Origin of the sequence: Paraniabella hibiscisoli, assembly GCF_022512515.1 — a bacterium.
GTDB classification, from domain to species: Bacteria; Bacteroidota; Bacteroidia; order Chitinophagales; family Chitinophagaceae; genus Niabella; species Niabella hibiscisoli.
Genome location: NZ_JAKWBK010000003.1, coordinates 389,698 through 409,653 on the forward strand (window position 1 = coordinate 389,698; position 19,956 = coordinate 409,653).

Consider the following 19,956-nt stretch of genomic DNA (forward strand, 5'->3'; position numbering starts at 1 on the left):
ATTGCATTATTCCAACCAGATCATGGGCGTAAAAGCTCCGTTGGCGGCTATATCCCAGGCTTCGATGCGTACCCATTTTCTACCAGAAAGATCTACCGGCCAGGAAAATTGTTGTTTACCAAAAGCAGTTGTTTGATTGAGGTTGATTCGTTCGCGGTATACTTTCTCTCCATCGCCCGAAACAATTTCAGCAAAATTCATCGGGAAATTCCAATGCAACGCTGCTTCGATATTCACCTTTTTTGAACCTTGCAACTTCAATACATCGCCCGATTCTTTTCCATTGATTGTAAAATCAGGTATGAGCACTTCCCCTGTCGACACAAAGAACTTTCCGTTGCGCATAGCGTCCAAAACAGGCTGCCAACCTTGCTCATAAGCAGGTATTTTATCCAGCTTTAAATAGATGAGGTTTAAGTGCGCATACATTTCATTTTGATGCGTAATAGTAAAAATATCCGACTCAGCTATTGCATGTTTTCTATGCCCCCAGTTGGCCATATCGTCTACCAGCTTCAATACCCGCTCACTCAGCTTGGGCCATGAAAGGTCCGCCGGTATGGACTTCCAGGCGGCCCCCAGGTAGGTATCCGATTTAAAAAAGCTTCGTCTTTGTATTTATCAGGATAACCAGTAGAGCCTTTAGTACGGGCATGCGCTACCCATGCTAAGCCTTTTTCCTGCTCCAGCAACTTCAGCATTTCTTCTTTATTACCTACCCGGTATACGGTCCCGTATTTAGGGTCTTGTGTTTGAAAAGGCGCCTGATCTTTTCTTGACATGATCCAGTAAACGGGTTTGGGAAAAACGCCAGCCAGTGTCCGCCATAAAAATTATTCGCCTCTTCTCCCGGCAATAAAAGAAAACTACTGTCAGACAAGCGTTGAGTTTGATCGAATAACGCTTTTAGCTCTACCAACCTTATTGAGTCTGGTCCTTTGGGATGCCCCGGGCCATGAAACTCAGCGAGCTTTACAATATCCAGTCCATGCTTTTTCAGCACATCCACAAACTCTGGTTTTTCAGGAACAGGTTTACCACTCAACACCACATCCATTATAAACTCATTGTGAAAATGCGTAGCCATTCTTTTATACCCTGCTAATTGTGGAAACACATCATTATTGGTGAACTGCTTTACCAGCTCTAAGGTAGCTTTTGCATTTTTGCGACTGGCCAGGCAAAAGAAATTCAATCGCTGCTGCGTTTGCGGAGGTGCATTAAACCAGGGTACGAATCTTCTATCTCCTATAGGCTCCTGCCTGATCCCTATTCCAAAATCGGGAACCAGATCGAGATAGTTTTTTCCATACCAGGTAAATTTTAAATTGAATGCTTCATCCAGCGGGTAGAAGTATTGGTGCGGTGCCGGAAAAACAGCCAGGCTTCCTGTTGCATTCTCTCCTATCACGGTGCGGTACTTTACTTCCATATCTGTTGATGGCGTGCCGGCAGCCGGCTCCATCTTGAGCATGGTATTTTTTACGTCAGACCAGGCAACGTTCTTCCACATTGATTTTTTATTAACCAGGCCGGCATCATATAAAATAGCGGTAGAATCTTTACCAGTAGCTATTACAGCCGCTATATTAAACAACGGGCTACCATTATAAAAAGTAAGTTCCAGGTGACCGGTAAAATCACCCGACTTCATGCTGTTGATCCTTATCACCGTTGATGAACCATGAGTGTGAACGCTTGCATTGCTTTTGTTCAGCTCAAGCAGCTCTGTAGTGTAAGGACGAGTAGGTACCCTGTCAAAAACACATCCCAGCCGCCGCTGGAGGGGCTTAAGGTTCTTTTACCCTGGCGCAAAACAAAAACAGGGTCCAATCCTTTTACTATTTCTGCCGTTGTTCCTTTTGTTTCTTCTTCAGCAACAATATTGAATAGCGGCTGTCCCTGTTGTAAATCAAGTACCACTTTTGAAAAAACCGCTGGTCCACTAGGCCATTTTATCGTAATCAATTTGTTGTTAGCACTTACTACTGCCCCATTACTCTTAAATGCTTTCAGGTCAACTGCAGGCTGCGCACTAACGTATAGACTTACAATCAATGCTAATAAAACTGATATTTTTTCATAATGCATAAACTTTGACAACGCAATCAGGCGAAAGATAATAAAAAGTTTGCAAAATCAATTTTGCAAATCTGCCATATATGACTTCAATCAGTAATCTTTCGTTTCTTTGCCGCACCATGAAAATTCATAAAAAGATAATATGGATCAGTGGCCTTCTATTCAGTTCTTACGCAGATGCGCAGGAAATGGTTGCGGACACTTCCCGGAAAGAAAAAACAACCGTGGCTTTTAATGAAAAGGGACTGCAGTTTAGAAAAGGCGACGACTTCCTGATGACCTTTCGTTTTCGCGCCCAATTGCGTGCGGGCTATTTAAGCCGGCTGGATGATGAAGATGGCGCGGGGTTTGAAGCCCAGGTAAGGCGCATGCGTCTTCGCTTTGAAGGGTTCCTGATTTCACCGAAACTGGAATATAAATTACAACTGGGGTTTGCCAACCGCGATATGGACCTGGAGAGCGGCGCACCGCAGATTGTGCGGGATGCTGTTTTTTACTATAAACCAGGTAAGGCCTGGTCTTTTGGGTTTGGGCAAACCAAATTGCCGGGCAACCGCGAAAGGGTCAACTCTTCGGGAGAATTGCAAATGCCTGATCGCTCTATCGCGAACAACCGTTTTACAGTTGATAGGGATTTTGGTTTATTTATTGACAAGGATTTTGAAGTTGCCAAACAGGTCATCCAGTTAAGAACCGCTATCTCTTCAGGCGATGGACGCGGACAATTAGCTACCGTGCACGGCCTGGCTTATACAGGTCGTGTTGAATACATGCCTTTCGGATATTTTAAAAATAAAGGGGATTACTTTGAAGGTGACCTGGATTTTGAAGAAACGCCAAAAGTTTCTTTGGGCTTTACCTATACCAAAAACTTCAAAACCAACCGAACGGGAGGCCAACTGGGTAAACCCATGTATAGCGCTTATAATGAAGACGAAGAACTACTAGCCAATATACGCACTATTATGGCCGATGCCGTGCTTAAATACCAGGGATGGGCATTTTTGGGAGAATACTATGACCGTAAAGTGGATAATTTTTCGGTTGCAGACTTCAGCGCCCGCCCCGACGACCAGGTCATTTTTCTAAAGATGCCTGCGGGTATAGCAGTTAACCTTCAGGGCAGCAAGCTTTTTACAAAAAAGACGAGATCACTATACGTTACACAACTATCAGTCCACATAAAGCGCTTAAAGATTACCAGTACCGGCTGAATACCAAGGCTATAGGATACTCCCATTACTTCAATAAGCATAAATTTAAAATACAGGGATATATTGGCCTGGATGACCGGCAGGGTGAATCGGAAGAACTAGACGATGCATTTGAAAACCGGCTTAATGCTATGGTGCAGGTAGAGATAGGCATTTAATATGCTTTTTTCTGGCATTCAAACTTTTGTACGAAATAACTGTTTTCTAAATCATGAAATTAGACATTCTGGCTATCGGGGTTCACCCGGATGATGTAGAGTTAGGCTGTGCAGGCACTTTGGTAAAGGAAATACAGCGCGGCAAAAAAGCAGGCATTATTGATCTTACCCAGGGAGAATTAGGTACCAGAGGCACCATAGAAACGAGGTATACTGAAGCTGCAGCGGCTGCAAAGGTCCTGGGTGTTTTGGTTAGGGAAAACCTGAAGATGCGCGATGGATTCTTCAAAAATGACGAAGATCATCAATTGCTTTTAATAAAAGCCATCAGGAAGTATCGTCCCGACATTATTTTAGGGAATGTACTAACAGATCGTCATCCAGATCACGGCCGGGCCGGCAACCTCATCAATGATGCTTGTTTTCTTTCTGGCCTTGCCAAAATAGAAACCCTTGACGATGAAGGAAATGCGCAGGAAAAGTGGCGTCCCCGTTACTTTTTACAATATATGCAGGACTGGTATCACGAACCGGATCTTTTAATTGATGTAAGCGATGTTGTGGACACCAAAATGAGGTCGATTGATGCGTATATTACTCAGTTTCATACTACTGAAAGTGAAGCGGCGGACCACAAACTTATATATCTACACCCGATTTTAAAGAAAGTCTCTTAGCCAGAATGCGAATGATGGGCAAACGTATTGGGGTTAAATACGCTGAAGCCTATATTACTCAAAAACATATAGGACTCAACAACCTGGAAGGGCTGATTTTACAGGAAACCTGATTGTCGTCAGTTTTGCATTTTTTACCTTATTGGCGGCGCAAAATTAATTACCTTTGCAATCTTAACAACTAAGAAATTTTTATTGAATGTCAGTACCAAAGTTTGCTACGCCACCGCCTCCCTCCTTTCATACGGTTTTAAAAACGCGTATCAATGACTATTTTAAGCAACAAGGAAAGCCAAGCACTGGTAATTTCAGGCTTTACTCGAAGGCTATGTTTCTGGTAGTGGGCTTTTTGGCATTATACGTACATGTTATATTTTTCACCCCCGGCTGGTTGGGCTATTTTTGAATGCCTGCTTTTAAGCCTTTTTACCTCGGCTATCGGCTTTAATATTATGCATGACGGTGCTCATGGCAGCTTTAGCAGCAAACCCTGGGTAAATACAGTGGCAGCTTCGTCTCTTAATTTCCTTGGCGCGAATACCTTTATGTGGAAGATGAAGCATAATGTTATTCACCATGCCTATACGAATATCGACGGTATTGATGATGACCTGGATGCCAAACCTTTCCTTAGGTTATGCGAAACACAAAAGCACTATAAAGTTCATAAATACCAGCATTTATATTTTTGGGCAGCTTACTCATTGCTTTACCTGTTCTGGATCTTTGTTTCTGACTATAAAAAATATTTCAGGAAAAAAGTAGGCGATATTCCTTTGAAAAAAATGACGACCAATGATCATCTTACTTTCTGGGGTTTTAAACTACTGCATATTTGCCTGTTTGTTGTAATTCCTATTGTAATGGTAGGCGTGGGTCCCTGGGCTATCGGATTTGTAAGCTATGCTTTATTTGCGGGCTTTGTATTGAGCATCGTATTTCAGCTGGCACACACAGTAGAGCATACGCACTTCCCCGTTCCTAACGTGGAAACGAATAAAATTGATGACGAATGGGCAATACACCAACTTAAAACTACCGCTAATTTTGCCACTAAAAACAGGTTAGCATGCTGGTTTATGGGGGATTGAATTTCCAGGTAGAGCACCATTTATTCCCTAAGATCTCTCATATACATTATCCAAGGATCAATAAGATCATTACGGCTACCTGCAAAGAATTTGATGTACAATACATCGAATACAAAAAAGTAAAAGATGCTGTACTTTCTCACGTATCTTACCTTAAGCAGTTAAGTTATCCCAATCTGGCACACTAAAACATGATAATATTCAGCAAAAGCCCGTGGTTTTAAACTCCACGGGCTTTTTTGTATCCTGTTCCTGCATACGCTGCCCTACCTCGTTTAACCGGGTTAATTTAAATCAATAAAAAAGAAAACCAAGAGGTTTATATCCTTTTCATTTGTCACCAGTAGTTGATTTATTTTAAACCAGTTACTTTAAAATAAGGGTTTGAACCTGCTGATTTACAGCTATCTTATTAAAAAAATTTGCTGTCAATGTAGTTATTTAACAACCAACTAGGTTAACTTTGCATTAACAAGCCCTTATTAAGCCCTCAAAATATACAGCCCTTGAATTCGCCTGTCCCTTTTTTGAAATACCGGTTTGTAATAATTAATTAGGTAGTCAATAACGAGTTAGAATTATAACTTTTAAAGTTTTAATACTGATGGTTAAGCTTCTGCATGTAATATTATGTGTGCTGTTTGTTTTGCCAGCTGCGTCTCAGCAAGTGGAGGCTAAAGCAGATATGCAGGTGCTGATACGTGATTTTTTCAGGTAAGCAACCTGGCCAACCAGGGGCAGATTATTACTTTGGAACTCAATAATGAGAACGATATAGAAACCGGCATCAATAAGGAAATTAAATCCAACCTGATGGTTACGTCCACCGTTGAATATAACCTTTTTGCCCGGGCAGCTTTCCCTGTATTTTATAATCAGCAGAGCAGGAAGAGTTTTCCTTCGTCTGTTTTAACATTAGAAATTATAAACACCGACCTTACATTAAATGGAACAACCATAGAAAAAGTCCTCAGTTTAAGCACCCTGAATCAACCGCTTATTTCAGAAGGTAAGCCCCTGTTCAAAAGCGCTATTGATATCCGTTACAGTATTCCTGCTGAGCACACGAGGGAATACCTGGTAAAAGCAGGTTCGGGGTTTATTCCAATACCATCATTTATACAATAAGTCCTCAATAATTTAAAAACCAAAAGCAATACAATGAAAAAATGTATCCTTTTATCAGCACTGGCCCTATCTGGTGTTTTTATCTCGGGTTCTGCTTTTTCGCAGGCCACCTCATCGACCAATGTCAAGATCGTTCTTTCTGATTTTATCACTACTGAGAACGGCGCAGGAACCACTGCCGGACAAACACCCGGTGCGGGCGCTGAAGTTTTGTTTGAATACCCTGACGCAGCATCTTACACGGCTCTTAAAACAGTTAACCAGCCCGGACACCTGAAGGTTACTGCCACAAAAACCTTCCAGGTTACAGTAAAGGCAATGGGAACCGACTTTGTTCACTCCACTACTCCCGCCAACTTAATACCTGTTAGCGTAGTAGATATTGTACCGACAGCACCCGGAAGCGGTACCGCTACAACCGTTACACTGAGCGATGCAGAGCAGGTTATTCTAAGCGGCGTTGATCCCGGTATTAAAACCATCAGTGTTGACTACCGGATTCCTGCGGCTAAAGCACAGGCGAGCATTCTTGGGAAACCATCGGGAACTTATCAGCAGGTGGTTGTTTATACTTTCTCTCAGCCCTAACATTTATTAGCCCCTTATTTTAACACAGGCAACATTAAGCCCTATAATATGCCTAACCATTTATACTCATCAGCAGTAATCATCCTGCTGATGCTTAGCCTGCCATCCATCACACACGGACAGGGGATCACAGTATCTCCTACCCGGTTGTTTTTTCGGGTGAGCCGGCTCTGTACAAAAGCAATCCATTATAATAACCAATGCGGGTAAAGAGGCTGTCGCTTTCAACGTGTCAATGAACGACTGGTACAGGGACTCGATCGGACAAAAAGTTTACCTTGCCCCTAACAGCACCAGCAGAAGCAATGCCGGCTGGATAAAGACATCAGCCAATGTTATTAATATTCCTCCAGGCGGTTCGCAGGAATTGATTGCTACCATGCAGGTACCTCAAAACCTCAAAAATGATTCTATCAGCAATTCGATGCTGATGCTCACCCAGATTGCCAAGCAGGAAGACCGGTACCTGAAACAAAATAATGTGGGCATCAAAGTGCTTTTTGAATTTGCGCTGCACGTATACTTTACACCGGCGGCTAATAAAACAGAGAACCTTGATTTTGTTGCTATAGATACGCTATCCTCGCCTAATAATAACCCAGGCAAAAGAATTGCCGTTAAGGTGAAAAATACGGGCAATATTATCAGCGATGCTATGGTTGAATTTGAATTTATTCACAAAACAACAGGCCAGGAAAGCAAGCTTACCCCTGTCGCAATATCGATGATGCCTGGCGCCAGCCAGATCATTTATTTTGATGTACCCGGCAATTTGAAAGGCGCGTTTAAGGGTGTTTCAATTTTGCGGATAGGTGATGCATCTAATGTAAAAGTGGGAGAGAAAAGCCTGGTATTTTAAACGTGATGGTCTATCCGAATCGTGTATTAATCACCCTGCTTTTTCTAGTACTCTCTCAACGGGTAGCCTGCCAGGTAGTGCTGACATTGCAGGAGGCAAATGTAATTGGCTCGCAGAATTATGACGCTACTTTCACCACAGGACAACTGGCAATACCATTAACGGGAATTCTATCTACGGCATGGCAAACTATACCCGTGCAAATACGCAATAGCGGAAATGCATCGCTGGCAAACGGTACGAGTAATTTCTCTGCAGGCAATATTTCTTTTGAACTGGCAAATATTGGCGGCATAACACCTGGCGCTACCGGCTTTGTTGGAACTTCAGCTGGCGCAGTGAATATCAGTAGCAGTTTTCAAACCATATTTTCACCAACGGCAGCAAACTCAGATGCACCTACCGGTGCAATTGCAGGAAGGTATCGTATTGCAAGAACAATATTGGCAAATACTGCACTTATCGCCGGTAATTATACAGGTGGCAATCTGATTTACAATCAACCCACATCCAGTATAATACAGTTGCTGGTTGGTTACAGATATATTACACCATCTCCCGTAACATTATCGCTTGGCATTCCTTATCTTAATAAGTGGGTTACTTTCGCTACCAGTTTTACAAAAAACTATAATAATGTCAGTTCATTTACCACTGTCGCCGATCTTGATTTTAACCTGACCAATTTTACCGTTGGACATACAGAACCCTCATTTATAGATATAAAAGCACAGGGGCCTATTACCTTTACACCCAACGGAGGAGGAGCTACAACTACGGTACCCGTTAATATTGTGCAGGCACAGGGCTCAGGGCTAGTTACCACTGCCCTATCCACTACTTATGCAGCGCTTAACACCACCGGCCTGGTTGTACCAACAGGTAATATCACCACTATCCCTTTAACACTTAAAATAAGTGCGGCGAACGTGGTTCAACATTTTTTTAAACCAGGTACTTATACATTCAGCATAGATCTGAGAACACGTAATTCAGGCAATACTATTGCTGATGTAAAAACCCTCTCCTTCACTGTTACGACTGACGTGTTAAGCAGCATTGCCGTACAAGGAACACCTGATGTTAATTTCAGCTATGGTAGCCTGGCTGACTACCAAACCACGAAGAGTATTAATATGCCGAATCATCTGCTGATTACCAATAACAGAAATTACGAGGTTTATGTAAAAAGCAGCACGGCTAATTTCACCCGCAACAGCATAGCTACAACAATCCCCGCTTCTATTGTACAAATCGAAAACGGAACGGGAGAAAGTACAGTAACCGGCAGAACACTCTCAACCACGTCGCAATCGATCATTACCAACGCCGGTTCAACCATTGGCAGACAACTCTCGTTAAAGTATACGATTCCGGCTTCACAAACCCTGCAATTCCTGGGTAAGCAAACCGGAGCAACTCCTTATATTCTTAATGTCATTTACAGCTTCACCAGTTTGTAGCAGGCATCTATGAGCTTTTTAAAACCCATAGCACTTTATTTATTATCCCTGTTGCCCCTAACAAATGCAAGAGGGCAAACCCCTTATGGCGCTATTGTACGCTTTGCAACCGATTGTTGTTATTGAAGAGGGACAAACTTTTTCTAATGATCTGCTGATAAAAAATACGGGCGACACCCTTATTGTAATTGATAGTATAAAGCCGGCAGCGTCATACCCCGGCATTTTATTTACACCAGAATTTTCAGGATCACTGCGCCCCAATGAACAGCAAACACTAAGGATAAAAATGATCGCCGATGATGCACTGATGCGGTCGGCTATTCGTCAATACGAATACCATGTTCATTATTCAGAAAATGGGATAGCGAAAATCAGCCAGGCTAACTTTAGTATTGTGCGCCCAACAGCCAATTATATTGTGATGGGCACTTCATCAGGCGAAGCCTATTTCAACCCATCCGTTAGCGAAAACAGGATCAGCCTATTCGTGGAAAACCCGGGCTATGACAGCAGGCATATCGTTTTGAAATATCAACTATTGCCGGGAGAATATTTAAACACTGCCATACAGCAGGAGTCTGTATTGCTGGCACCGAAGGAAAGAAAGCTGATACAGATCCCACTGGTTACGAGAACAAAGAATGCTTATTATCCTGACTATAGTCTTTCAGTAAGTGCTTACGAACAAGGCAGCACGAAGGTTATATCTAGTACCGTTATACCGGTTAGAACGCTGGCCGAAAAAAGAAACATGAGCTATAATCCTGCCGGTAATATGTATAAGAATTACCTTGAGCTTCAGTTTAACCGGTCGAACCAAAGTAATGAGTTTATTCAACTCAGGTCTAACTTTGAACGTAAAATGGGAGCAGGTAAAGTGATGGAGTTTAATACAACCGCTGACTATTTTACGAATTACAGTTTCCTGAACCTTTACGATACCTGGCTTAGCTTTCAAACGCCTAAAACCTTCTCCCGCGTGGGTAATATCAATGCACAGGGCTATGATATGAATATCGCAGGCAGAGGGGCTTTATTTCAGTATAAACCGACCACCAAAACTCAGCTGGAAGTATTAGGCACACATAATAGCTTTTTACTGTATAGCTCTTCGACCAACCTTGCTAATCCTGGCTACAGCATCGGAACAAAATTAGATCATCGCATCAGCAATACCAAAACAATGAGCGCTTCCTATGTTTTCAACCAGAACAATTTTACGGGCGTACAGTCTCACCTGGCAACCCTCAGTATGCCCCTGGTAAACGACTCTGTACACTCTTTAATGCTTGAAGGTGGAGGTAGTACCAGCGAGGGAATACACCAGCGTAAAAATATCCCGGAGGTGCAATGGGTTTATCTTATAGCATGACCCATAAACAGTTTTCCTGGTGTCCAATAATTATTTCAGCAGCGCCTACTACGCCGGTTTACGAAAAGGGGCGCTTAACTTATATGAATTGCTACGATACCAATTTGCCAACCAGGGCCACGTTTTTTTCTTTACAGCGGATCCATCAACAAACCGAATTTCGTGATGGATGATTCTTCTTCTTTTCTTTTATACCAGGTAAACAACAACTTTATCACCCACCAGCTGGAAACGGGTTATGGCAAAACCGTCAATGGATATACATTCACGTTGGCGCCCAATTACAACTATCAACTGTATTCCTTACCCGGCACCATGGAGTATGAAGCCTACCGGGCCAAACTAAATATTGCCAAACTTTATAATCAACATGCTATTAACTTTACGTTTGACCATGGGATTGGAAAAATCATTGGTAGTGACAAAAGTTTTCAATCAACCCGTTTACTGCTTAATTATCGAATAGGTTCGTTTTATGTAGATGGCATGGCCAGTATCAATCCATCTAACGTTTATGATGTTACGATGGCGCAAAACAATGATCGTTTTCGAAATTACGCTGTGACTACAGGCTATAACCTCAACTTGCCAGGCAACAAACTATCGGGTAATACTTATATTGGTTATAATTATATCAACACTTATCAAAGCAGAAACTATTTCAGCTCAGCATTGCTGTCTTATAAAATAGGCAATGACTGGTACGCAACGGGAAATATTACTTATTCCAGCTTTACCAATAATCGAAGCAGCTCGGGATTCAATAATCTTCAGTTTGGCGTTGGCCTGAAAAAAGCTTTCACGCAATGGTCTTCTGCTTCGGACAATCAAAATAACATTAGCCTGGAAGTATTTGAAGATCATGACCAAAACGGCAGAAGAAATGGAAAAGAGCCGCTGCTCCCGGGCACAATTGTACAGCTTAACAAAACAACGGTTGCGATAACAGACGCAAAAGGCCGAATTAAATTAAACCAGGTACCTGAAGCTACTTACTATATTACGGCTCAGAGAAATGATCAACGTTTGGATATTCTTTCAGGAGATAGCCTTTATATTAATAAAAACAAAACTTTCGCTATACCTGTTATTAAAACCTATGTAAGAAAAGGAACCCTTCAGGAGATAAAAGCAGCGTATGATATACAAATGCAGGATGCATCGGGCATTATGATATACGCACAAAATACACAAACGGGTAAAACTTACAATACGGTAACCAGCTTCGAAGGCGATTTCCAGCTTAAGTTACCGGCAGGTCGTTACCTTATTTATATTCGTAACGACCGCTATGATATTACTGACAATAACCAGGAGATAACAGTAGGTGAAACAGGCATTAATACTCCATTGATATTCCATTACAGGAACAAAGACATCAGGATCGATGTGAAGCAATTCTAAGGCTCCTTTAAGGTAGCGGGCTTAAAGCTGCATTTTTTATAACTGCGATTGAATATTAATTTACCCTGCGGGTTCCAACGTTTTTCGATACCACAAGAAACGGATTCACATTCGTCACAGGCAGCCTGCCGGAAGTATTCTTTACTCAGTTTACCCTTTTCGTATAACCTGCAACAGATTATGTAAGGCGTAAAATCGCAGGTATTTTCTTTTCCTGCAGCATACCGCGTATTTCGCATCTCTTTCAACAGGCCTTGCTGATCGTATAGACGATGCTCCAGTTCTTTCCGGCATCCATTGATCATTTGCTGCCGGCTTGTTGAAAGCAATATACTATCCGGTCCATATTCTTTGATCACCCGTGTAGTGTCGGGCCGATTGACGGTTACAAAAATCTCACCCTGTCTGGCAAATGCAATGGTACTGCACAGTGCTACAAACAATATAGAAATAATTGCTTTCAAGCTCGCAACGCTTAATAATGTCCTCTGATAGATTCTTTTATCTGCTCATCATATAATGCCCGAAGCTGTTGGTGAGTGGTTGTACTTAAAGGAGGCAATGCTGATGCATTTACGTTACCAACCACCTGCGAAATTTTGGAAGCGCCGGGTATCACGGTAGTAACTTCCGGATGATCCAAAATCCATCGCAAGGCCCACTGAGCCATTCTATCATCGGGTAATAAATTACCTATTTGTTTCGCAAAGTCTACACCCTTATTAAATTCAATCCCTGAGAAAGTTTCTCCTGCATTGAACGATTCTCCGTTAGCATTATAATGCCGATGATCTTTCTCCGCAAATGTTGTATGTTCATTAAACTTACCCGTTAGCAAACCACTGGCTAAAGGAACCCTTACAATAATGGCCACATTTTTTTCCCTGGCTTTTGTTAAAACCTCTTCTGCTATATGCTGGCGAAAAAGATTAAAGATAATCTGCAACGATGCCAGGCCCTCCTGTTCAAGGCAAATGAGCGCTTCCTCTGCAGTTTCCACGCTGGCACCCCAATATTGTATCAGTCCCTCATCTTTAAATTTCCTGAAATGATCAAAGACTTTCCCCTCCCTCATTTCTTCAGTTGGAACACAATGCAGCTGTTCTAAAAAAGAGAACCCACGCCCAGCTTCTCCAGCGAGCTTTCAATATGTTGCCGCATAAAGTCGTAGCTAAAATTCTGAGGCCAGCCATTGAGACTATCATGCCTGCGGCCCAACTTGGTTGCCACTAAAACAGGGGTATCAATCGTTTTCAAAAACCGTCCTATCAGCGACTCGCTGATACCCATACCATACACGTCGGCCGTATCAATAAAATTGCCGCCGGCATCGGTATAGGTTTTAAGAATAGTAAAAGCTTCTTCTTCGTTTACCATGCCCCAATCTGCGCTTCCCAGTTGCCAGGTACCCAATCCAATCTCCGATATATTATGTGCTTTAAAATTTCTGTAATTCATGGGATCAAATTTAGACAATCCATGATTGAGTATATAAAGAAATAGGCGAAAGTTTTCCCCGGTATAATTGCACCCAAAGTTAGCGGTTCCTCATGAGTTGCTATGGTTCCCTTTACCGGTGTATCAACAGGCTCTCGGTTAACATGTCAGCCTCTCTTGCATTTTACCTGGAGTAAATATTTTTTCCAATGCATAAAGAACCAGGCCAGCAACATTCTTAGAACCGGTTTTTCTAAGAATGTTGCGACGGTGATTGTTAATGGTTAGTGGCGATACATAAAGCTGTTGAGCAATCTCTTCGGTGGAGTACTGCTTACATATCATAATCAGCACTTCCTTTTCCCGGGCAGTTAATGCGTCTTCAGCATTACCTGGTCGCCGGTTGAGCAGTATCTCAAAGAGCTCCTGCCGGATCTCAACACAGTAATATTCCTTGCCTTGCTGAATCTGGCCCAATGCGGCCCTCAGCTCTTGCATAGAACAGCTTTTAAGCAGGTAGCCATTGATACCGGCATCATACATATTTATAATATCATAGGGACGGGCTGATATAGATAATGCTATAACAGGAACCTGATTTTTCTGTTGCCGGATAGTCCTAACGGTATCCTGACCATTCAACTCCGGCATATCTATATCCATAAGTATCAGGTCTGGCTGCATCCGTTCGAGCTGCTCAAGGACCTGAAGTCCGTTACACGCTTCTGTTACGCTTTCTACTTCAGCAAGCTGCTGCAGCAGGATTGTTAATCCCTGGCGAAAAAGAGCATGATCATCGGCAATAAATATCTTCATGATGGAGTTAGTTTAGTTTAAGGATTTTCATCGGGCAGTTTTACAGCGCCTTCAAATTGCTGAAGCGGAAGCTGCAACGCTATATGGAGACCTGGCGAGCCGGGTAGCTTCTTTTTATCGCTCCAGGATATTCTTCCCCGCAGGCTTTGCACCCGACTGGTAATATTCTGAGTACCCAGCCCCTTACCCAACAATAACAGGTTCAGGCCAATTCCGTTATCCGTATATACAACAGTTAAATAGTCCAGCCCGCTCCGGATATCGATGCCGGCCTTGCTTGCCCGTGCATGCCGGATCGTGTTCTGTAGCAGCTCCTGCAAAATACGAAACAGGGAAATAGCCGGGCCTCCCTGCAGATCCACCAGGCTGTTCCATTGCAAAGTCACCTGTAATTGCCGGGATGCATTAATATTACCAATGTATGCCTGCAGAATATCTTTAAGGTCCTTTTGGTCATCAATGAACGGGCTCAGTTCATGGGAGATATTTCGACTCAGGTTAACCGCCGTGGATAGTTGTTGGTGCAGATGTGGAGCGAGCTTGTGTAAATTTGAAACGGTGGGCTCTTCGCGCAAATAGTCTAGTTGCAACTGGGCGATGGATAAGAGCGGTCCCAGGTTATCATGAATTTCGCGGGCAATCAGGTTTCTTTCCTTCTCTTCAGCAAGCAGTACGGCTTTCATTTGCTCGGCATCTTTGGCCCTGAGTCTTCTTAACAGGTAGGTGGAGCCTGCTACTGCAAATAGCAAAAGCAGGACCAGCACGAATGAGGCCATTAGAATATGTACATGAAGATCATCGGGCATTTACTGCAATTTTATATTTAGCCAGATACCAGGCTATGGCCAGGTAATAAGTTCCATAAATAAAAAGATAAAAATACAACTCGTTAACCTGTAAAATTTCTGCTATCGTTTCTCCAAAAAGAAAACTATTACTAATCTGCCCATATACATTGTAGCATACGCAGATCAATGCTAAGCCCCAATAAGACCGATGCTTATTGCTCTGCGTAGCATAATACATATTAATACCTCCAAAAAGCATGGAGGCTATGGACACCACGGCAAAGTTACCCGCATATATACAGACTGCGGCATAACCGTATCAGGACGCCAATAAGCATTGTCTGCGTAAATGTATAAAGACAGGGAAAGCATGAGCACTCCATATGCAATCATCAAGCGGTTCAGGCGGGTAAAATAACAAAAACAGGCGACCAGCGTCAATTGTGTTAGCAATATATTGATAGCATACAGATAATGGTTGTAAAAATTATTACGGGCCATGATAACCCCTACAGTTTCGGTTACTAAATTAATAGCCAGATAGCTGGTTAAAAACAACATTCCATAATAATGATCCCAGGCCTCGGGGTTTTCTTTCCGGGGAATTGCAGGATAAAAGCCTCTTGTGCGAACTATGGCCACAACGGTTGCAACAAGAATGGTCACTATATAAGGGATTAGAAGGGTAAATAACATCGATGCAAACTTCTGATTATTTTTCGGCATTCAAAATGATGAGTTCTAAGCATTTTTATTGCGTGCGGGGTAAGGTAGTTTTACTGCCTAAAAACAGCCCTCTCACAATGAAGAATCAGCTTTTAATTTTATTTACCTTAATCTCTTTGAACACGTTTTCACAAACTCCCTTCTGGTCGGATACGTTTGAAGATTCAGGCGCACCAAGCATCGGGAGCAGAACACCGTCTGTTCAGAATTTCTTTCCTGCCACGCCACCTTATACCCGGTATTTTGCAAGGGTAGCGCCGGCGAATATCGCTCTTCAAAACGGCAGTTACAGTAATGTTCAGGGAGCCAGGATATGGGCTGCTGAAGATATCGACGGTGCGCTTAACGGCTCCAATTTCGGGCAATTGCCTAATCAAACCATTATCTGGAGCAATATCAATATAACCGGCAGAACCGGGATTAGCTTCAGAGGACTTTTTGCCTGCAATAATGGCCCCAGCACATGGGAGAATGGGAATACAGGAGTTGGACTTCCCTCAGACTACATGATCGTCTCCTACCGGATCAACGGAGGCGCCTGGACTGACGTGGTTCGTGTTTTTGCTACCGATGGCGGACAAATGACCCGTGAAACTACCGGTGACGAGGTTGGTGACGGAACACCTTTTGCCTCTTACACTTTTACAGAACTCAGCGGGTATATCACGGGTATCGGTACCACACTTGACCTGCGTTTTTCGGGTCACTCAAACGGCACCGGTACCGAGGAGTTTGCTATTGACAATTTCAGGCTTTTTGAGGGCATCAGCCTGCCTGTAACTTTTGGTTCCATAGCACCGGTAATAAAAAATGAAACACTCACTGTAAACTGGCAAACACTTACCGAAACTAATAATGATCATTTTGTAATTGAAGCATCAACGGATGGTACAGCTTTTAAACAAATAGGAACTTTATCATCCAGCGCACCGAAAGGCTATTCCGACAACGCTATTCAATATTCCTTTGTGCTTAGAAATGCGGGAACAGGCATGGCGTCAATGGCAGCCTTTGGTTTATTGGCGGGTTTACTGTTTTTAACCAAAAGAAACAGGAAATGGCTGATATTTACTGCGTTTGGCCTCATTGTATTTATCTCATGTAGTAAAAATATTTCAGAGCATGAAGACAGTCCCTTATTTATCCGGATAGGCCAGGTAGACAAGGATGGCAACCGCACTTACTCAAAAGTTATTGCGGCTGTTAAAGAATAGCAGGAGGTCGCTTTCCCGTCAGTGAAGCAGCGCCCATAATAAACAATCAATACAGATAGATTTAAACGAAACATCCCGGTAATTCCGGGCTGTTTCAATTTTGGAGGATACAGGAAATTAACCGAAGCCCCTTACAAGCTATGTTTTTGAACTTACGGCAATGTTCACCCTGTAATTTTCAATACAACAGCAAATGGGAATAGCGGTGCTTTATCAGGAAAAGCAATCTTTAACCCCTTATCATTCTGCTCAAACGATAAAGAGTCTTGGGTTTCCAGCCATTCAACCTGCTTAATTTCTTTTTTATAATGCGAACTATTTTTCCCCAGGCTTTTTATTAAAACACTTTTGCTTCCTTCTGGCCATGCCATCACTGTAGCAAACAGTGTGGAGCCCTTTGATTGAAGCGAATATCTTCTGAGGTAAACTTTGTTCTTCCCTCATTAAACCCCTGCCCCGTTAACTTAGCCTGATTTTCGGTTGAAGGGCCTTCGCCAAATATTTCCCAGGGCCTCGTATCATAAATACTTTCACTATTGAGTTTCATCCAGCGAGAAATATCCTGCACAATTTTTCGCTCTAGGTCATCAATAGTGCCATTACCTCTTACTGGAATGTTTAGCAGATAATTTCCATTTTTACTTACTACATCTACCAGGGTTTGAATAACCATTTGGGGAGATTTATAGCGATTGTTCTCATAAATAGACCTGTCGTAATGCCAGCTACCAATACATGTATCTGTTTGCCAGGTATGAGGCAGGATATCATTGGCCTGCCCTCTCTCAATATCCCAAACCAATGCTTTCCGCTGTTGTTCATCGAGGATTTTACCATTAATTACAGCCCGCATTTTACCATACTTTTTTAAGCTGTGATTGTAATGATGGGCGGCAATTCGTAATCCCGCATCACTAATAGGCCAAAAGGGAAGTTGAGAGTCATCAAAATATAATAAGTCAGGCTCATATTTATTGATCAGTTCTATGGTACGGTTTACAAATTTCTCTATATAAGCTTTGGTTGGCGGATAAACGCCTTCTCCCCAATGCCATTGCCTGTGAATGGAACCGTTATTCAGGCTGTCTTTGCTTAAAGCATGGTCTTGTGCATATAACTCCTGCGGATCGAGACCTTCCCACCATTTACCTTTACCATCAGCTTTGGTTAGTTTACCATCGTAAGGAATACCCGCAAGCGGTCCTGATTGATCACTTCGCTGCGCTGTTTCAAACCACCGCCATGCATGTGCAGCATGTATGCTGCAGCCAAAAGGAAGTCCCGCTTTTTTAGCAGCCCTGGCCCATCCTGCAATGATATCCTTTTCAGGCCCTAATCTAACCGAATTCCACTTTTTCTGGTAGGAACTATCATACATATCAAAATTATCGTGGTGATTGGCCATAGCAAAAAGTATTTTGCCCCGGCCTCCTTATAAAGGCTTACCAACTCTTCAGGATTCCATTGATCTGCTTTCCACTCGTTAATTACATCTTTAAATCCAAACTTTGATGGATGCCCATACTTTTGATATGGTAATTGTATTGACGAGATCCCTCTTCATACATACCACGTGCATACCAATCTCCGGCTTCCGGTTCACATTGAGGACCCCAATGTGCCCAGATACCAAACTTGGCATTACGGTACCAGTCCGGTACAACGTATTGTTGCAGGGATTCCCAGGTAGGTTCAAAGGGTCCCTTAAGAATTTTCTCGCCTGCAAAATCTCTGAAAAATCCACGCGCATGAGTATTGGAGGCCAATGCAAGTGCAGGTATAACCACGCCCAACTGTTTAAGCAATTCTCTTCTTTTCATTAATTGTTTATTTTCTGATCGGCCATTGACTTCTTCAACGGCGAATAACTCCCCTTATTAATCAACTACAAAACCTATAACTTTTATGGATGGCTACCAGCTTTATCGCTTTAGTGCAGCAATATTTATGACAGCTCCATCTTTATCAAATTTATCACAGATCATAAACAATATCACTATGTAAATTCGACTTTATCTTATACAAATCCGACATTTGCCTTATCTTTCTGCTTCTATGGCCAGAAGAATTCTCACGCACCATTTTTCTTTACTACATGTCGATAAAGTTCTGTTGAATCAAAAGTGGAATTACAAAAATGTTATTAGTCCCTATATACGTATTTACTACATAGATGGTGGTGAAGGGTTGATATCCTCTATCGATCAGAATTTAAAATTAGAACCAGGCTTTCTCTACATCATTCCCAGTTTCACCCTATGTAACCTGGAATGTTCGAAAAGCTTAAGCCAATTTTTTGTACACTGCTTTGAAGACTCTCCGTCTGGTTTATCGCTTTTTCACAATTATAGAAAACCGCTAAAGATTAAAGCAAGCGAATTAGTTGAGCGGAGTATAAAGCAACTACTCAAAATCAACCCTAACCGAAAGATCTATCGATCTGACGATCCTCAAATTTATGAGAATAGTAAATTTTACCGGGAGTACCAGGAGCTGAACAATCAGCAAAGCGAGGGAGTATTTATGGAAACGCAAGGAATTTTGCTTCAGTTAATATCGCAGTTCATTTCTCACATACATTTAAAAAGAGAACATACGGCTAACATACCTTCAGTTATACTTGATGCGATACGGTATATTCAAATAAATCTACCTTCAGAGATATCAGTTAACCAACTTGCCAAAAGAGCCAATTTGCAAACCGATTATTTCTCCAGAATTTTTCTAAAACACACTGGTAAACGACCACTGGAATACGTTCAGAGCAAGAGAATAGAAAGGGCACAATACCTGATCATGACTACCAATAAATCCTTTGGAGACATAGCTGAAATTATCGGCTTCCAGAATTTACCCTATTTTTTAGGGTCTTCAAGAAGCTTACTTTAATGACGCCTGCTGAATATGCCAGGAAAAGTAATTTCGTATAAGAAGTT

The 19,956-nt window shown here is 42.3% G+C and carries 22 protein-coding genes and 2 pseudogenes; 11 read left to right on the forward strand and 13 right to left on the reverse strand.

Annotated features, from left to right (window positions below; genetic code table 11):
- Positions 1-6: 6 nt before the first annotated feature.
- From MKP07_RS33285 to MKP07_RS33300, 4 genes are read right to left on the reverse strand one after another with little or no spacing between them, the layout of a single operon-like run.
- Positions 7-519, reverse strand: a complete 513-nt coding sequence (locus MKP07_RS33285) for a CehA/McbA family metallohydrolase domain-containing protein (protein WP_240852366.1) — start codon at positions 517-519, stop codon at positions 7-9.
- 11 nt (positions 520-530) lie between these two features.
- Entirely contained in the window at positions 531-701 is a 171-nt protein-coding gene (locus MKP07_RS33290) for a hypothetical protein (RefSeq protein WP_240852367.1), read from the reverse strand.
- A gap of 14 nt (positions 702-715) precedes the next feature.
- Positions 716-1,654 (reverse strand): hypothetical protein, encoded by a 939-nt coding sequence (locus tag MKP07_RS33295; protein WP_240852368.1) that lies wholly within the window; start codon positions 1,652-1,654, stop codon positions 716-718.
- Positions 1,655-1,713: 59 nt separating this feature from the next.
- The gene (locus tag MKP07_RS33300) at positions 1,714-2,091 is read right to left on the reverse strand and encodes a hypothetical protein (protein ID WP_240852369.1); all 378 of its coding nucleotides are present in this window, start codon (positions 2,089-2,091) and stop codon (positions 1,714-1,716) included.
- 71 nt (positions 2,092-2,162) lie between these two features.
- Between MKP07_RS33300 and MKP07_RS33305 the strand changes: the two genes are divergently transcribed.
- From MKP07_RS33305 to MKP07_RS33345, 9 genes and pseudogenes are all read left to right on the forward strand, one after another.
- On the forward strand, positions 2,163-3,296 hold the full coding sequence (locus tag MKP07_RS33305; protein WP_240852370.1) for a porin: 1,134 nt from the start codon (positions 2,163-2,165) through the stop codon (positions 3,294-3,296).
- 211 nt (positions 3,297-3,507) lie between these two features.
- Positions 3,508-4,131, forward strand: coding sequence for a bacillithiol biosynthesis deacetylase BshB1 (bshB1, locus tag MKP07_RS33310; protein ID WP_240852371.1), 624 nt, complete (start codon positions 3,508-3,510; stop codon positions 4,129-4,131).
- 452 nt (positions 4,132-4,583) lie between these two features.
- Positions 4,584-5,410: pseudogene (locus MKP07_RS33315) on the forward strand (fatty acid desaturase family protein).
- Positions 5,411-5,972: 562 nt separating this feature from the next.
- Positions 5,973-6,350: a hypothetical protein gene (locus tag MKP07_RS33320; RefSeq protein WP_240852372.1), complete on the forward strand. Its 378-nt coding sequence runs from the start codon at positions 5,973-5,975 to the stop codon at positions 6,348-6,350.
- A gap of 33 nt (positions 6,351-6,383) precedes the next feature.
- Positions 6,384-6,938 (forward strand): hypothetical protein, encoded by a 555-nt coding sequence (locus MKP07_RS33325; RefSeq protein ID WP_240852373.1) that lies wholly within the window; start codon positions 6,384-6,386, stop codon positions 6,936-6,938.
- Positions 6,939-7,173: 235 nt separating this feature from the next.
- Positions 7,174-7,797, forward strand: a complete 624-nt coding sequence (locus MKP07_RS33330) for a hypothetical protein (RefSeq protein ID WP_240852374.1) — start codon at positions 7,174-7,176, stop codon at positions 7,795-7,797.
- Positions 7,798-7,802: 5 nt separating this feature from the next.
- The gene (locus MKP07_RS33335) at positions 7,803-9,260 is read left to right on the forward strand and encodes an autotransporter outer membrane beta-barrel domain-containing protein (RefSeq protein WP_240852375.1); all 1,458 of its coding nucleotides are present in this window, start codon (positions 7,803-7,805) and stop codon (positions 9,258-9,260) included.
- Between the two features lie 64 nt (positions 9,261-9,324).
- Positions 9,325-10,635 carry a hypothetical protein gene (locus tag MKP07_RS33340; RefSeq protein WP_240852376.1) on the forward strand — a complete coding sequence of 437 codons (1,311 nt, stop codon included), beginning with the start codon at positions 9,325-9,327 and terminating at the stop codon, positions 10,633-10,635.
- A gap of 162 nt (positions 10,636-10,797) precedes the next feature.
- A complete protein-coding gene (locus MKP07_RS33345) occupies positions 10,798-12,039 on the forward strand; it encodes a carboxypeptidase-like regulatory domain-containing protein (protein ID WP_240852377.1) in 1,242 nt (413 codons plus the stop codon).
- Here the strand turns inward: MKP07_RS33345 and MKP07_RS33350 are convergent.
- From MKP07_RS33350 to MKP07_RS33375, 7 genes are all read right to left on the reverse strand, one after another.
- Positions 12,036-12,503, reverse strand: a complete 468-nt coding sequence (locus tag MKP07_RS33350) for a hypothetical protein (RefSeq protein WP_240852378.1) — start codon at positions 12,501-12,503, stop codon at positions 12,036-12,038. The two genes, MKP07_RS33345 and MKP07_RS33350, sit on opposite strands and share 4 nt — an antisense overlap.
- 11 nt (positions 12,504-12,514) lie before the next feature.
- On the reverse strand, positions 12,515-13,114 hold the full coding sequence (locus MKP07_RS33355; RefSeq protein ID WP_262920116.1) for an aldo/keto reductase: 600 nt from the start codon (positions 13,112-13,114) through the stop codon (positions 12,515-12,517).
- Between the two features lie 29 nt (positions 13,115-13,143).
- Positions 13,144-13,497, reverse strand: coding sequence for an aldo/keto reductase (locus MKP07_RS40425; RefSeq protein ID WP_262920117.1), 354 nt, complete (start codon positions 13,495-13,497; stop codon positions 13,144-13,146).
- A 138-nt stretch (positions 13,498-13,635) separates the two neighbouring features.
- Positions 13,636-14,292 (reverse strand): response regulator, encoded by a 657-nt coding sequence (locus MKP07_RS33360; RefSeq protein ID WP_240852379.1) that lies wholly within the window; start codon positions 14,290-14,292, stop codon positions 13,636-13,638.
- Positions 14,293-14,309: 17 nt separating this feature from the next.
- Positions 14,310-15,098, reverse strand: coding sequence for a sensor histidine kinase (locus MKP07_RS33365; RefSeq protein ID WP_240852380.1), 789 nt, complete (start codon positions 15,096-15,098; stop codon positions 14,310-14,312).
- Complete coding sequence (locus MKP07_RS33370) at positions 15,088-15,354, reverse strand: hypothetical protein (protein WP_240852381.1); 267 nt, start codon at positions 15,352-15,354, stop codon at positions 15,088-15,090. Before MKP07_RS33370 ends, MKP07_RS33365 begins: the two co-directional genes overlap by 11 nt.
- Entirely contained in the window at positions 15,345-15,776 is a 432-nt protein-coding gene (locus MKP07_RS33375; protein WP_240852382.1) for a hypothetical protein, read from the reverse strand. The genes MKP07_RS33370 and MKP07_RS33375 overlap by 10 nt, the downstream gene beginning before the upstream one ends.
- A 146-nt stretch (positions 15,777-15,922) precedes the next feature.
- Here MKP07_RS33375 and MKP07_RS33380 point away from each other — a divergent pair, with 146 nt between their 5' ends.
- Positions 15,923-17,020 carry a hypothetical protein gene (locus MKP07_RS33380; RefSeq protein WP_240852383.1) on the forward strand — a complete coding sequence of 366 codons (1,098 nt, stop codon included), beginning with the start codon at positions 15,923-15,925 and terminating at the stop codon, positions 17,018-17,020.
- 164 nt (positions 17,021-17,184) lie between these two features.
- Here the strand turns inward: MKP07_RS33380 and MKP07_RS33385 are convergent, their stop codons facing one another.
- Both MKP07_RS33385 and MKP07_RS33390 read right to left on the reverse strand, forming a co-directional pair.
- Complete coding sequence (locus MKP07_RS33385; protein ID WP_240852384.1) at positions 17,185-17,391, reverse strand: alpha-L-fucosidase C-terminal domain-containing protein; 207 nt, start codon at positions 17,389-17,391, stop codon at positions 17,185-17,187.
- Positions 17,391-18,840, reverse strand: a pseudogene (locus tag MKP07_RS33390) (alpha-L-fucosidase). Before MKP07_RS33390 ends, MKP07_RS33385 begins: the two are co-directional and overlap by 1 nt.
- A 235-nt stretch (positions 18,841-19,075) precedes the next feature.
- Between MKP07_RS33390 and MKP07_RS33395 the strand changes: the two are divergent.
- Positions 19,076-19,909, forward strand: a complete 834-nt coding sequence (locus MKP07_RS33395; RefSeq protein WP_240852385.1) for a helix-turn-helix domain-containing protein — start codon at positions 19,076-19,078, stop codon at positions 19,907-19,909.
- Positions 19,910-19,956: the final 47 nt, after the last annotated feature.